The organism is Bradyrhizobium sp. 154, assembly GCF_023073875.1.
GTDB lineage: Bacteria > Pseudomonadota > Alphaproteobacteria > Rhizobiales > Xanthobacteraceae > Bradyrhizobium.
Genome location: NZ_JADPKG010000072.1, coordinates 1 through 14748, shown reverse-complemented (window position 1 = coordinate 14748; position 14748 = coordinate 1). Strand labels below are relative to the sequence as shown.

Here is a 14748-nt window from a genome sequence, read left to right as displayed (position 1 = left end):
TGAGGCAGGGTCGGCTATCAATATCGCCTCTCTAGGAAGACGTGATTGAATGATGGGATCGCTGTGACCGTCTCGATTGCTGCTTTGATGCCGTTGCCGCTGAACGGGATGGGGGTGGGCTACACATGCGGCTCCCTCGCAAAGGGCATGGCTGATCCGGAGTTCGGGGTGACCATCGTCGCTCCGCGAAGCCGTTGGCCATTGTCTCCCGTTGAGGTGGTGGAGGTTCTGCCAGCTTGGGCGCGCTACGCACCCTACAAATGGGTAGAGCCGTGGGCGAGAAGTCGAATAGAGGATGCGTTGCTCACCTGCATCGACAGGTTGCAGCCGGAAAGCACTGCCGCTTATCTTTGGCCCGACGCAAGTATCGAAACCTTGAGGGAGTTGAAGCGTCGCAATGTCACTGTCTTTCGGGAGCAGTTCAACTGCCACACCGCGACGGCCAAGAGAATTCTTGATCTGGCGTACGAACGGCTCGGCGTGACACCTCAACACGGGATCACTGCCAGGAGGATTGATCATGAAGTGCAGGTATCGGAGGCAGTGGACCATATCTTTGCACCTAGCCCTCTCGTCGCGTCCTCTCTGCTGGAGAACGGGGTTGCTCGAGGCAAGGTGCTAAACGCGACCTATGGCTGGGATGCCTGTCGTCTTGCCGGAGACCGCACGTTGATCCCCTCGATCGAGGGGATCACTGCGATCTTTGTCGGCGCGATCTGCGTACGGAAGGGGGCGCACTTACTTCTCGAGTACTGGGCGCGAAGCGGCGTGAGAGGTCGGCTGGTGCTGGCGGGGGAGCTGGAGCCGATCATCAAGGAGAAGTGCGCCAGCCTTCTCAGTAGAGATGATGTACTAGTGCTCAATTACTTTAAGGACATCGGATCGCTCTATCGATCGGCGGACATCTTTATGTTTCCATCCCTGGAGGAGGGAAGCCCGCTTGTCATATATGAGGCTTGCGGCTCTGGCCTTCCGATTCTGACGACTCCAATGGGCGCGGGTTGGATAATACGGCCTCATCGTGAGGGTATTGTGCTCGATCCATACGATGCGCCGGGCTGGATCGATGCGATTCGATTGTTGGCCGAAGACCATGAACTTCGGCGAAGAATGTCGATCACGGCGGCCGAACGCTCCAAGAGCTTAACGTGGGCCACCGTTGCAAGGCAGCGGAGACGGCAAATAACGGATTGTCTGACCGGACACGCAACGGCTGTGCCAAGTCAATGCGGCGGAGGCGTTTCGCCTGCAGCTGCGCGAGTCCCAACGGAGAACAGTTTGAGTGCCCCAAAATTCTGATTCTGTTGCGATTCTCATTGTCTGGTTTCGTAACCCGGATGGTGTTGCCAGCTGCCTGGCCGCATTGGACAATGCGACCTTATTTCTCAGGTTTGATATCTGCATTTGTGAAAATGGTGAACCGTTAGCCTCGACGCTGTCGTCGGAAATCTCGTCTGTAAGCCATGCTCTTGTGAGTCGATTGACGGCGCGTATCCGTTGCCTTTCTCGGAGGCAGTTGCCAAGAAGACGTTCGTTCGTTGGAAAGCTCTGCGACTTGGCGACACCGGTGCACTGGTGATTGTGGGGGAGACGCCGCTATGCTTTGTCGGAATGCATTTGGTTGCGGTCGTTACGCGACGGAACAGACCGCTAGTCATCCTGTACCATCACAGCGTCCCATCGCATTTGAAGGCACACTTTGTTCGCCAATTGGATGCGATAAGCGCCTGCGCCCTGTTATCACTACGTCGGAGGTTTGGGAGCGAAGAGCCGGTTGATTGCGATCACATTTGAGCGCCGGTTCCGGGATGGTCTGTACTGCGGTTCCAGAGTTGGCGATCAGGAGCATGCCGATGCCAATATTTGCTCCACCTGGAAAGCTGGGATTTATGCCGCGTGAGATATGGAAGCCGATGCAGAGGATAGAGGCGGGCGAGATGGTCGAATCCACCGATGCAGGCCGACCACTTTTTATTCGATCAGCCGACCACTTTTTATTCGATCAAAAGCTGATAAGCTTAATGGTACGGTTTGACATGATCGTATCGAATTCAATAAGTTTTCGATTGCTGTTTACGTAAATTATTGGAATCGTTTCGCCTGCTCTGGTCCGTCCAGCAAGGCGAGTTCTTCGGAGAATAGTTTAGGTGCCGAACAATCCAGGCCAGATCGCAATTCTCATTGTAGGGTTTCGTAACCCCAGCGATGTTGCCAGCTGCTTGGCCGCGTTGGCGAATGCGAACAAAGTTCCGAGTTTTGATATTTTTATTTGCGAAAATGGCGGACCGCTCGCGTTCGATGCCCTCGTCGATGAGCTTGTCGTTGAGCAATGCTGTTATGATCCTGCGCAAGAACCGTGCACGTTGCCCTTTTTGCGATCGGCCGCGGAAAAGGGGTTTGTACGTCTGAAGGTCTTACGATTGCACAAAACCAGTGCGTTGGTGATCGTGGGCGAGGCGCCGCAAAACCTAGGCTACGCAGGCGGTGTTAACGCGTGGGTGCGTCCCGTTCTCGAGCAGCGCGAGCACGCAGGACTATGGATTCTAAATCCGGATACTCAACCGGAACCCGACGCGTTGACTGAGCTCGTCTTCTATGCACAGTCCCGACGTAAGGGAATGGTGGGGAGCCGCATTGTCTCGGCAGTTAAGCCTGCGCGCATCCTTTCGCGCGGACTCAGATGGAAGCCCGCTTGGGCTAGTACAGAAGCTGTGGACCGCCACGCGCTATCGAGCGTGCTGCCAAACCCCGATGAAGTGGAGGCGCAGCTCGATGCGCCATCGGGCGCTTCCTTTTTTGTGACGTGCGAGTGCATCGAGAAAATCGGTCTTATGGACGAACGGTACTTCTTGTACTTCGAAGACCTCGAATGGGGACTGCGCGCGAAGCAGCAGTGCGGAGTGGGATCTGCTTGGCGTTCGGTGGTGCCTCACCGGGGTGGGACGACAATTAGGTCAGCCGGTGCGCGCGCCGACCATTCGCCGCTATCTGTATACCTCGATTTCCGCAATCGAATTTTTTTCGTTAGTCAGAGATATCCGACCTGGTTGGTGTGGACGGTCTTGATTTTATTGGCCAGGGCACTTGAGTACGGATTTGTTGGTTCATGGACTAATATGCGAATGGCCTATCGCGGTATTGCAGCCGGATTGGCCGGAGAAATGGGGCGGCCCGACCAATTTTTATCCGTCCACCGCCCATAGCAGAGCGATCGAGCTGCGCCTACCGTGCGTCGTCAAGGCTCAATCGACGCGGTGTTTTGACCGCTCTTTGCGGAGGCGCTGACGATTGTGGATCGGTTTGGCGAGATCGGCACAGTCTTCCTCCGGTGTAGGCCGCCTCATCGGATTTGGTCGAGTGCTGTGTAACAATCCTTATGAAAAGCCATAAGTGCAGTCCTTAGCTTGAACGGTAGGAGGTGGTTGAGAGCTGGTCCCGGTTGTCTGAACAGAATCTCCGCGTCGATAAGTGGGGCGTCTGCCGGGGTTAGGCTGCCATGCGGATTGGCAGCAGGTTGAAGTAGGCTTGATCCGGGGTGCCGCCGTCAAGGCTCGAGTGGGGACGCCGGCCATTGTAAAAGTCGAGGTATCGGCCGATCGAGGCGCGGGCGTCGCTGACGCTGTCGTAGGCCTGCAGGTATACCTCCTCGTACTTGATGCTGCGCCACAGCCGCTCGACGAACACGTTGTCCCGCCAAGCTCCTTTACCGTCCATGCTGATGGCGATGCCGTTGCTGGTGAGCGCGCCCGTGAACGCCGCGCCGGTGAACTGCGAGCCCTGATCGGTATTGAAGATTTCGGGCTTGCCGTGACGGGCCAGAGCATCCTCCAATGTCTCGGCGCAAAACGCCGCCTCCATCGTGATCGAGAGCCGCCACGACAGAACCCGGCGGGTCGCCCAGTCCAGCACGACAGCGAGATACACGAAGCCGCGCGCCATCGGGATGTAGGTGATGTCCATCGCCCAGACCTGGTTCGGGCGCGTGATCTCTATGCCACGCAGCAGGTATGGATAGATCCTGTGGCCGGGCTCGGGCTTGGTGGTGCACGGACGGCGGTACAGCGCCTCTATCCCCATCCGCCGCATCAGCGTCTTGACATGCCGGCGGCCGATCTTGCACCCCTCGGCAGCCAGCAGGCCTCGCAACATTCGCGAACCGGCGAAAGGAAACTCCAGATGCAGCCGGTCGAGCCGTCGCATGATCGCGAGGTCCGCAGGCGGTACCGGACGCGGCAGATAATAGACACTGCCGCGGCTGATCTTCAAAACTTCCGCCTGCCGGGTGATCGACAGATCGTGCTCACGGTCGATCATCGCTTTGCGCTCAGCAATCCCGCCTTGGTGAGCGCTCCTTCTAAAAAATCGTTCTCCAGCGTCAGTTCTCCGATCTTGGCGTGCAGCGACTTCACGTCGATGGCGGGTAACGCCGCCGCTGTGCTGCTGCCCCCCGGGCCGAACACATCGGCGGCTCCGCCTTCAAGTTGCGCTTTCCACGATGTGATCTGATTGGGGTGAACGTCGAATTGCTCCGCCAACTGAGCCAGTGTCCGGTCGCCCTTGACCGCGGCAAGCGCCACTTTCGCCTTGAAGGCCGGTGTGTGGTTCCGGCGTGCGCGTTTCGTCATCGTCTCTCCTGATTCGCGGGACAATCTTGCCCGCCGTCAGGCAGAAACTCCACTTATCGTACTGTGCAGATTTCCGGAGCCGGCTCTGTTGGTCGCCGGCGGCGCTGGCCGGATGACAAGAAGCTGCCGATCGTCACGGAGAGCTTGCAAGCCGCCGCGCGGTTTGTCTTCGACGCTCGGCGCGGCAATACCTGCACCTGAATTCGCTACATGACCTTAAAAATAGACTCGGGTCACGTCCTCAGAAAGAGTTCGGCTTGCTACATTCTCGCCGCCGATGATACAGATTCTGGAAGGAGGGAGACTAACAAATAACCGATCGACGTTCGGTATGTCTTGCAGGGCGTGGCTTTCCACGCAATGAGACATAGGGCGTGGCTAGAGTTGCGACGGGAGCTACGGCCCGAAAATTGCAAATTCCGTCTCAAGCAGATCGCCTGTTGATGGTGTGATTGAGCCACGAACATAACGAATCGAGCGGCCTTCCATCAATGTGCCGGCAACAACCGTCTCTGTCCCATCACTATCGATTAGCGCCGTGGGAATGCGAAGCCAAAGGAGTGCCCGCATAAGCGGACCCGCGAGAGCGATCAGTCTCGCCGGAGCACCAAACAAAAACTGCGCGCATGGGATCGCCCCTTTCAGCATCTTGATTCGATATAGCGCGATCCCCGTTCCTTCCGCATCTTGGAACTCGAACCCCGCACATCCATAGCCCAAGTGAGATTTCGTCACGGCTCGAAAGGGATCAGGTAAAGAGCCGATCATACTAGCCCGAATGGGCGTGACGCGGCCTGTTGCTGTGCGCCAAGCCGCTCGGGGATCCAGAAGGATCACGCCTGTAGTATAAGGTTTGAAGCCGAACGCCTCAGCAATTGGCAGCGCGTGGTTCGAGGGCGAGAGGTCTAAGAATACACCCCCTTTTTCTTTGAGGGTGCGCTGGAAGAGAAAGGTCGCAAATGCGCGATAGGCCGGACGCACATACCAACTCGAGAGGGTGGAACGAGGGCCATTGCCGAGATTGGCTGTCAGCAACAAAATCACGCCTTGGACGGCATTGTCGGCATCGATGACATACCCAAATCGCGGATAGCCAGGAACCTCAGCGCGGCGCTGAAGGTTGGCGATTCCGGTTTGCCAATAGACAAGCGTGCGGCGGGGAAAACCCTCGCGGAGGACGGCGACGACTTCTGGAAGGTCAGCCGGCGTAATTTCTCGAATGCGCACGCTCATTTTAGGCTGTGCTACCCCCATCAACGGTAATGACGGTGCCCGTCACCCGCGCTCCATCGTCACCCAAGAGATAAATTACCGCACCTGCGGCATCCCGGGTCAGAGGAAGTCCGAGCGGCGCTCGCCGACGTATAGAATCCATGTTTGTGTCATTGAGCCCACCGGTCATCTCGGTTTCCATATAGCCGGGAGCGACACAGTTTACGGTGATCTTCATCTTGCCTAGCTCCCGCGCTAGCGAACGGCTGAACCCCTCCAGTCCCGCTTTGCTCGCCGCATAGACCGATAGGCCATGAAAGCCTGTGGAAGCGATGATAGAGGAAACATTGACGACTCGTCCCTCGCCCCTACTAAGCATGCTGCGGGCGATATACTTGGTCAGCGTAATCGGCCCAACGAGATTCGTTGCTATCACCCGCTCGATATCGCTCTGATGCATGGTGGCGAGCACCCCATCGAGCCCTATGCCGGCGTTGTTAACCAAGCCATAGATTGGGTCATGTGCCTTAGTCAGTTTGCGTACGACATCCGGAATCGCGCCGAAGTCGGAGATGTCGAATGGCTCGAACATCGCTTGTTCACCGGCGCGGGCCATCAGCGCGCCGAAACCGCCTACGCTCCGGCTCAGGCCAACCACCCGATAACCGTCAATCACCAGCCGCTCGGCTATTGCGAGACCCAGACCGCGGGAAACGCCAGTTACAACAACTGTGCGCACGTCTTTTAGCCACTCCTCGCCAGCTTACCAGCGGCATTGACAGTCAGTGAACTATCCAGCTGCACTAGGGCAGGAACTGCCTCGCGCGGCAACCGGGCGCGGCAATGCTTAATCACGCGCAACTTGAAGGCATCCGGATTCGATACGGGCTCCATGAGCACAATGTGCGCTATCAGAACCGCACCGGAAAGCGGATTGCGTCGCGGGATCACCCGAACCAATGCAACATCGGCCATTTGGTTGATAACTCGCTCCACCGCTTCCGGAAAGACCTTGGAGCCACCGATGTTGACGGCGCCCGTGTCACGACCGACAAAAAGCACTCGGTCTCCGCGAAGCTCGACCCGGTCATGTGTGTCGACATAGCCCTCCACGTCGCGGCGAATGCGTTCCTCTGAACCTATCATGATAGTTTTCGGCCCCGGGGTCCGTACCCAGAGCCGGCCATCCGCAAGTTTCAGGCGGACGCCATTCAGCTCTTCCTCCAAAAAGCGTCTCGGGAAACCTTCGCGCCCGTCCTTAACCGAGAATCCGACACCAGTTTCGGTGGATGCATAAAGATGGGAAATCCTCGCCTCTGGGAATCGAGCCGCGAGTCTGTCCAACAGGAGCTGATCGCTGATCTCTCCGCCGAGAGTAACCTGTCTGAGCATAAGTCGCACGGAAGAGGGATGCATCAGGATCTGACGCCATAGCGTAGGCGTGGCCGACAGATGAGTAACCCCGTATTTGATCCAATGCGGAACTTTCGCGGCGACCTCCATTTCGGGATCGCAGGCCACAAGGAGATTGCCACTGAGTACTGCCTGAAGCAACACCTGCATGCCGGCAAATCGTGTTGCCTCGTAAGTCAAGCCCCATACCGGCGGGGAACCTTGGCCAAGCCAAGGTCTGACGGTTCGCGCGAGGCCTGCTAGACAATGGCTAACCATCTTTGGCTGGCCAGTCGTGCCGGATGTGGTCATTATCCAGGCGGTCTCGTAACTCGGGCCGGTGCACTCGTCGGGACTGGAGAAGAGCGCCGCCTCGAGCGATAGGGCACTGGAGATGTCGCCTCGATCCGAAACTATCGTGCCGCAGGCTGTTCGTGCCGCAAGGCTCTGAACGATATTCGGGGCGAGACTAGCCGAGATCAGCAACATTTCCGGTACGTAGCCATCACAGGCAACTAGCATTTTCAGCAGGGATGCCGGGTCTCGGATCGAGAGAGCGACCGGCCGGTCGCGATCAAGCTTGGGAGTGAGCCGGGCGGCGCGCACCTCCCCCAGCCTAAGAATACCCTTCGCTGTCTGGAGCACGGGGAGCGCTGGATTACAAAGAGCGAGGCGGCAGGCTAAGGTTGTCACGAGGCTGGCCTGTATTTTTCGTAAAATGCCGCGAACTCACCGAATGTCTGAGGATAAATCGCATTTTCTGCAATGGTGAAAGGATCATAGCCCAGCTCATCATCGAGGCGGGTTACAATAATTGCGAAGCCAAGGCTATCTAGACCCGTGTCGAGAAGCAGCGTGCCTGATTCCAGCACGGGCGGTTTGGTTCCGTTCTGCTCACGCCAAACCGCGTTGAAGACCTGCTGGATCTTGTCTCTCATCTTATTCTCAACTATCGTTTATAAATTAATCTAGCGAGATTTAATTTTGTGGATTTAAACTTCTTTTTAATGGAAGGTCAAGCGGGTTTGAGGCAGATTTACCTTTCGTTGATATGCCTCTCCTCGGTTTGGTAGCGAGGATTTCTAAAGGTTGGCGTAGGGTTCGAAAACGATGATACGCAACATCGCGTTATGCTTTCACGGAATTGGAGCACCGCCAGCAGGTATTCCAGCTGACGAGCGCTCTTACTGGATTTCCGAGAATTTGTTTGCGTCCTTTATTGCCGATGCCCCCTCAAAGGCAAAAGCGCTAGGCGTGAATTTGCTGGCGACGTTCGACGATGGAAACCGAAGTGATTTGGACATTGCCGCGCCAATTCTCGCAAAATATGGATTATCGGGGACCTTCTTCCCCTGTACCGGTCGACTCGCGAGACGGGGGTATCTCTCAGAGGATGATCTGCGGTGCCTCTCTGCAATGGGCTTCCAAATCGGCAGTCACGGGGTTGACCACGTTTCGTGGACCGAGCTTAACACAGAGGAACTTAACCGCGAGATTGTGGACTCCAAAGATGAGCTTGAACAAATCCTGGGTGCGAAGGTCCAGGCTGCAGCGATTCCTTTTGGGCACTACAATCGTCGTGTTCTGGCGGCATTGAAGGCGGCTGGTTACACACAGGTCTATAATTCCGACCGCGGGTTCGGGTATGTCGGAAGATGGCAGACGCGTCGTTGGACCTACACCTCAGAAGAAAAATTCGACCTCGAAAGCTTGGTATCAATGTCTAATTCTCTCGGGCGTCGCGTAATTCTTGAAGTGAAGGGTATCATTAAGGCTCTACGCTAGGTCCAAGGTTTCCCCAAAAGTTCGCATGCACGGCTTATGGAGGGGAGAACCTGTTACGCCTACACCAGCTTGGCGGATTGACGGCAGCTGGCCTGATCATAATTCGCTTCGTCGAACGACCGCTCGGTAGGTTCGTGGTGGCCTTGATCTGCCCCTTGAGTGCAATCGGCTGCAGCAGAGCAGCGTCCGCAGGGTGGTTGGAACAGTAGCGGATCATCTTTCGATCGGCCGCCGACGATCGAGCAGACCCGCCGATCCGACAGGCTCCCTGATAGCGACCAAGATAGAGGTTTTCCTTCGTGGCCTCCGCCAGGATAAGCTTGTCCAGCGTCAGATCCGAGACCGCTCGCCCGACCCAGTTGTTCTCGATCTCCAGCTCCTGCACCGCTCTACCTGATCGCCCTTTAGACGCGATACTCACTTCCCTATGCTGGTCGCGCAGGTCGGTAGGTTGCCGGCGCGGTCCGCTGGAGAACTAGCGGAACAGCCCAGTTGATGGCATTTGACGTTGGTTGCTCTCTTCCGGTGTTTTTGAAGCTGAGCTGGGGCCAACTTCCGCCCGAGAGCCACCCCTGACATCGTGGGCGCTGCTGTTCTCCATTGGAGCGGCGAGTAGCCGATCCATCCCAAGCTCTCTTGCCTTCACGGAAGGATCGGAGAGTCGTTGCGTTGAATAGGTCGAGGTTCGAAAGATCGCTTTGTAGCGTATCCTCAGCCGGCGCATCGGAAGAACGAAAGGATTTTGCGTCAGCAAACCACAGGTTGTCGGCACGGGTAAGCGATCGCGCCATTTCCGCACCATGTAACGGTATGACCGAATGTAATCGGGTCCGAGTCGGAGCTGCGCCTTTGCATTATGTATTAATGGCATGTCCAGCCCGTAGCAGGACTTGCCCAGCCGTCGGGCTTCGAGAGCAATATCCGTCCCGTAGAGATGAAATTCCGGGAGCAGAGGATCAAACGACACGCCCGCTTCTCGCCGAACCACGATCACCATCTCATCGAGGCTAACAATGGGGACCGGTCGCTTCAGTTCCTTGCCATAAAGTCCCGCTGTTTCAGGGAACCACGGAGCCAGCGAGCAATCCCAGGTACGGCCCACCACCTCGCCATCTGGCGCTACACCGCTGATCCCGGCGACGGCCCACCGGGCGTCGAGGCGCGTAAGGCGATCGACTTCCCAGTCCAGTCGTTCGAACCAGTGGTCGGGAAAGTAGACGTCACAGTGGGCAAAAACGAGAATTTCTGCGCTGGCTGTCTTGATTGCATTTGCGTAGGCGCTGGCAGCGCTGGGTCTGTTCCAAAGAACGGTCAGGTCTATATCGCCATTAGCAATCGCGGGCGATCGGCGAAGATTTCGTTCGAGAATATTGACGTCGCTCGATCGAGCGCAGGTATAGATGTGAAAGCTTGCCATTCAATTCCCACGGATTCAAAACGTGCGTCGTTGCATTCAGCGAGATGCATCCACAAGACAGGCGCCAAATGGCGCACATCTAATTCCCTTATCTCCCGGGTACCCCACCGTACTATCCATATTAATTTAGGTACAGGTGCCAATATCGAAATAAATTTATTTTGGTTGAATTTGTCCGGTTTTTGATTTAATGCCAGAATGTAATTTAATGCGCCGGCACGCAATCAGATGGAGCCGTGCGAACGTCGGAGCGAGAAGCATGATTGCCAGAGCCACGGTGCCGATTTCGATGCAGGCTCAGACCTTCGGTGCAAAGTCCTTTCTGCCTCTGGAAAAGATGAGGAGATGCGGTGAGGAATGGGCTGAACAGTACAGGGAGAATCGGCCATTCCCTCATATCCGGATCGATGGATTCTTTGACGAGTGTATTATCCAGCGCGTGGTCTCGGAATATCCTGGCGAATTCGACGCGTCCTGGAATCGTACGTTTCTTGATGCCGGAGCGTATGAGGAGCAGAAGCTGGGTCTGGACAAGCTGGAGGAGTTTCCTCCTTACATTCAGCAATTCGTCAATTCGCTGAATTCCAGGATCTTTGTGGAGTTCCTCGAGCGCCTTACCGGGATCGATGGTCTGATCCCCGATCCGCACTTGGCTGGCGGCGGCTTGCACATGATTCCCCGTGGCGGGCGCCTCGCGATCCATGCGGATTTCAACAGGCACAAGAAGCTGAGACTGGACCGCCGCCTCAATCTGCTGGTGTATTTGAATTACGATTGGAAATTGGAGTGGGGCGGCGCCCTTGAATTGTGGGACAAGGATGTCAAGCACAAGGAGAAGGCCTATCTGCCGATTGCAAATCGCATCGTGATTTTTTCCACGACTGATACGGCCTATCATGGACATCCGGATCCTCTGACTAGCCCCAAGGGAGAATATCGCAGGTCTATTGCGATGTATTATTACACGAATGGTCGTCCAGAAGACGAAAGATCTGAGGATCATACGACTATATTCAAAATGCGTCCCGGCGAGGTTAAGAGGCGGGAAGCCCTCGATGTTATCAAACCCTTCATTCCACCAATCGTCTGGCAAATTCCTAGGATGTTCAGGCGTTGACTTACTTACGATCCACCGGTCTTTCCAAGTGTGGATGATAAATGACCTTGGGTGCGCATTGCAGCCGGGCATTTGGGTGCCCCAATAGGGCTACATAGATCAATTGAAGGACCGCATGACCAGCGTTCGAGTGGCATCCGAGCCGATAGATCATGGTACCTCATCTTCTATAGCGAGCTTGAGGGGGGGCGCAGTCCAACGTTCGCACCCATTCGCGCCCTGGCTGTTCTTTTTGGGGTTCCTTCTTCCCGGTGATATGACCTTCTCTCTTGGAGGGGGCAAGTTTAATCCCGAACGGCTGGCTATAGCCCTGCTCCTAGTCCCAGCTGTGTTTGTGTTGCTACGGAGAGGACGGCATTTTGTAGTATCGGATTTGTTTGTTTGCCTCGCGTCAATGTGGATGATCGCGGTGTCCCTGCAGGAGAGCCGCTTGCCGTCATTGTCATCGTCGGCGGCGACGGTACTTGAACTCCTTGGCGGCTACGTCGTTGCGCGTGCATTTTTTTATGAGCGGCCAGCGCTAGATGATTTTATCCGGGCTATGAAGGTCGCGGTCACGTTAATTCTCGCTGTCGCGATGGTCGACCATATGTCCGGAAGATGGGTTGTAAACGGCATTCTCGGACTGAACCCCGTGCCGGAGTTCAGGTATGGCTTGATGAGGGCCGAATCGATATTTCCACACCCAATTGCCTATGGAACGTTCTGCGCGGTCACAGGCGGGATATTCCTGTACTCGGAAAGAAGTTCGCTCAGTCGAGTTCGTTGGGTTGGGCTCTGTCTGCTTGGCTGTCTGCTGGCGATGTCTTCAGCCCCCCTGTTGATGTTCTGCATTGCGGTATTCGTCTATTGTTATGATCAAACTACGAAGTCCTATGCGTGGCGATGGAAAGCCTTCGCCGCCATGGTCGGTGTCGCGCTCGGCTTCATATATATAACAACCGAGAATCCAACGTCTTGGATAATCGCGCATCTCACGCTCGATCCGTCCACAGGCTATTTTCGGAAGGCGACGTGGGACCGCGCCTTCTACAATATAGGTCTGGCTCCATGGGCAGGATACGGTTTCGATGACATGGGCGACGGAAGCGATTTTTTTGACAATGTGTCGGTTGACTGCGTTTGGCTTGTGCTGGCGCTGCGGTTCGGCATACCAATCCTGATTTTTCTGCTTCTGGCTAACATTAAGTGCTTTTTCACCGGCTTCGGGCGGAGAACCGCTAGTCGGACTCCGGATGCTTACATGGACAACATGCGTACGGGGTTCACGTTTGCTGTTATGGCGTTCGTGCTTGTCGGACTAACGGTACATTATTGGAACACTATGTGGATGTTTTGGGGAGTTTGTGTTGGAATACGGGCTTCACTTTACGAGCAGTCTCTTCAGACCAGACCTGTTTTCGCGGTTCGGGCTGAATGGAGTCGTTCGTCACGCATAGTTGGCGTTCCGGCTGGCTGAGCGTTTGAAGTAGATCTAGCCTACCTGCCTTGTTGTTTTCAGGGCCGCGATTTTTCTGATGGTGGCATAATCATCTCCATGGCCGTTCATTGCCTGGGTGTGCTCTTGATATCGCTGCTGGCGTCGATGCCAGCAACTGATGTTGCCAGCAATTCGAGAAGTCCGACATCAGGAGCTGAGAGCGGTCGCGTGAGAAGTGGCGTTGGCAATCTTGTGGATGCATTAGCAGGTGCGTTGATTGGGCCTGCAGCAGCGGCCCAGCCGAAGGCGCCCGCCAGAGCGGCAGAGCAACCAGGATATGAGGGAATTGATGATGGGTTCTCTAACGCTCCCCCTTGCAGTATTCAGTATCCGTCGCTCCTGAGGAGATATCGCGTTCGTCCTACTTGGCGGGTGGCAGGCGTGGACTATTGCGTTGGACATGCGGCGAGCGGCGCGCTCAGGGATCCCTCGGTCTCCATGACTGGAGTGTCAGTCAACGCGGCCACCAGGACGGTCACGGTCACCGATAATGATGTAACTCTTGATGACTACGATTTTTCGCTAAATGGCGGCTGGAGCGTCGTGGTTCTCGGAGACAACGCGAGAATTCTGAATTCGAAATTTCTTGTTGGCGCCTCGAACAATCAACCGATCCTCGCAATGCGATCGGCAACAAACTTGTACGTCGGCTATTGTGTAGTTGACGGCAACAGCAATCCGGATGTCGGCGGTCTCATTGAGATGCGGGGCTCCGGTACCCTCACCGTGGAGTATTCCTGGCTCAAGAATGCCGGCGGCGACATCATCCAGCTGCATGGCTCTGGAGGCAATGTCGTTGTTGCGCATAATCTTTTCGAGAACTCCGGCATGGCGCCAGGCGCGCACGGCGACTACACCGAGTTCATAGGCGGGCCCTATTCGGCGACCATTGTTTTCAACACGACTATGCAGAGCGGCGGCACTACGCAGGGTTTCATGGTTGAACCAGATGTCGGCTCGAGCCCAGGGATCATTATTTCCGGTGAAATTGGCCACAATACATTCACGGCCAAAGGCGGAGGGATTAATGCTTACACGGGAATCACAGTGGCAGATATCGTCAATACGTTCACAGTGCACGACAACTATTTTGACCCTAAAGGTACGTTGTCCGGGCTCGCGTTTGGCGGCAACATCCGCGGCGGTCCCAACGACCGGAGCCCAAAGTCGATCTATGTGAACAACGTCAACATGCTTACAGGAGCTGTGTTGGAGGATGCTGGCGCAACTGCAAAAAGACCGCGTCGCTAACCGATGCGATCAGCATTTCACGCATGAGCGTCCGCATCACAATCGCTCTAACCGATAGATCTGCTCAAGTTAATTGAAGGCGCGGAAAGGGAAGTCTTCGGGGATGATTGGGGCACGAGATCCGGTGCCTAATGATCGAAGTACATGATCGACTTAAGTCGGGCTGTCGCGAAGCTGTCTCAGTGACGGGCGCATTCTCTCGGCCGCAACGTGGCGAAACCACTTTGCACACGTGGGCCAACTGACTCAAGATACGGCTTTTGCTGAAGGGGAAGTCGCCAGATCCTGTCGGCTTGCTTTTCGACAGCACAAGTTTCGAAGTATCCGTCCGGTGAAGCTTTCAATTACCCACAAATTCTCCTCCGACCACGACACCTAGCGCTATGTCGGTGAGGCGTGACAGCCCGCGCCACATGACGGTATTGCCGGGTGGCGGATCGCTGGCGCGGGCGAGATAACCGCCGAGCCG

Annotated in this window: 13 protein-coding genes; 6 read left to right on the top strand and 7 right to left on the bottom strand. The window is 55.9% G+C overall.

Features of this window, described 5'->3' with window-relative positions; genetic code table 11:
* The first annotated feature begins 45 nt into the window (after positions 1 to 45).
* Positions 46 to 1299, top strand: coding sequence for a glycosyltransferase family 4 protein (locus IVA92_RS17825; protein WP_247281157.1), 1254 nt, complete (start codon positions 46 to 48; stop codon positions 1297 to 1299).
* An 848-nt stretch (positions 1300 to 2147) separates the two neighbouring features.
* Positions 2148 to 3203, top strand: a complete 1056-nt coding sequence (locus tag IVA92_RS17820; RefSeq protein ID WP_247281156.1) for a glycosyltransferase family 2 protein — start codon at positions 2148 to 2150, stop codon at positions 3201 to 3203.
* A 283-nt stretch (positions 3204 to 3486) separates the two neighbouring features.
* On the opposite strand, the gene IVA92_RS17815 is transcribed toward IVA92_RS17820, so the two are convergent.
* The 5 genes from IVA92_RS17815 to IVA92_RS17795 form a co-directional block, all read right to left on the bottom strand.
* Positions 3487 to 4625 (bottom strand): IS3 family transposase gene (locus IVA92_RS17815; RefSeq protein WP_247281155.1). Its coding sequence is split into 2 segments (ribosomal slippage): positions 3487 to 4364 and positions 4364 to 4625, totalling 1140 coding nucleotides; the frame shifts between segments, so codons are not numbered across the junction.
* Between the two features lie 396 nt (positions 4626 to 5021).
* Positions 5022 to 5858: a hypothetical protein gene (locus IVA92_RS17810; protein ID WP_247281154.1), complete on the bottom strand. Its 837-nt coding sequence runs from the start codon at positions 5856 to 5858 to the stop codon at positions 5022 to 5024.
* Between the two features lies 1 nt (position 5859).
* Complete coding sequence (locus IVA92_RS17805; protein WP_247281153.1) at positions 5860 to 6576, bottom strand: SDR family NAD(P)-dependent oxidoreductase; 717 nt, start codon at positions 6574 to 6576, stop codon at positions 5860 to 5862.
* Positions 6577 to 6581: 5 nt separating this feature from the next.
* Positions 6582 to 7835, bottom strand: a complete 1254-nt coding sequence (locus tag IVA92_RS17800) for a class I adenylate-forming enzyme family protein (protein WP_247281152.1) — start codon at positions 7833 to 7835, stop codon at positions 6582 to 6584.
* Between the two features lie 83 nt (positions 7836 to 7918).
* Positions 7919 to 8167 carry an acyl carrier protein gene (locus tag IVA92_RS17795; RefSeq protein WP_247281151.1) on the bottom strand — a complete coding sequence of 83 codons (249 nt, stop codon included), beginning with the start codon at positions 8165 to 8167 and terminating at the stop codon, positions 7919 to 7921.
* 172 nt (positions 8168 to 8339) lie between these two features.
* Here IVA92_RS17795 and IVA92_RS17790 point away from each other — a divergent pair, with 172 nt between their 5' ends.
* Positions 8340 to 9014: a polysaccharide deacetylase family protein gene (locus IVA92_RS17790; RefSeq protein WP_247281150.1), complete on the top strand. Its 675-nt coding sequence runs from the start codon at positions 8340 to 8342 to the stop codon at positions 9012 to 9014.
* 34 nt (positions 9015 to 9048) lie between these two features.
* Here the strand turns inward: IVA92_RS17790 and IVA92_RS17785 are convergent, their stop codons facing one another.
* A complete protein-coding gene (locus IVA92_RS17785; protein ID WP_247281149.1) occupies positions 9049 to 9399 on the bottom strand; it encodes a hypothetical protein in 351 nt (116 codons plus the stop codon).
* A 90-nt stretch (positions 9400 to 9489) separates the two neighbouring features.
* Positions 9490 to 10431: a hypothetical protein gene (locus tag IVA92_RS17780; protein WP_247281148.1), complete on the bottom strand. Its 942-nt coding sequence runs from the start codon at positions 10429 to 10431 to the stop codon at positions 9490 to 9492.
* Positions 10432 to 10690: 259 nt separating this feature from the next.
* Here IVA92_RS17780 and IVA92_RS17775 point away from each other — a divergent pair, with 259 nt between their 5' ends.
* The 3 genes from IVA92_RS17775 (at position 10691) to IVA92_RS17765 (ending at position 14279) form a co-directional block, all read left to right on the top strand.
* Positions 10691 to 11548, top strand: a complete 858-nt coding sequence (locus IVA92_RS17775) for a 2OG-Fe(II) oxygenase (RefSeq protein WP_247281147.1) — start codon at positions 10691 to 10693, stop codon at positions 11546 to 11548.
* Between the two features lie 409 nt (positions 11549 to 11957).
* Positions 11958 to 13007 carry a hypothetical protein gene (locus tag IVA92_RS17770; protein ID WP_247281146.1) on the top strand — a complete coding sequence of 350 codons (1050 nt, stop codon included), beginning with the start codon at positions 11958 to 11960 and terminating at the stop codon, positions 13005 to 13007.
* Between the two features lie 402 nt (positions 13008 to 13409).
* Entirely contained in the window at positions 13410 to 14279 is an 870-nt protein-coding gene (locus IVA92_RS17765) for a right-handed parallel beta-helix repeat-containing protein (RefSeq protein ID WP_247281145.1), read from the top strand.
* Positions 14280 to 14748 lie beyond the last annotated feature (469 nt).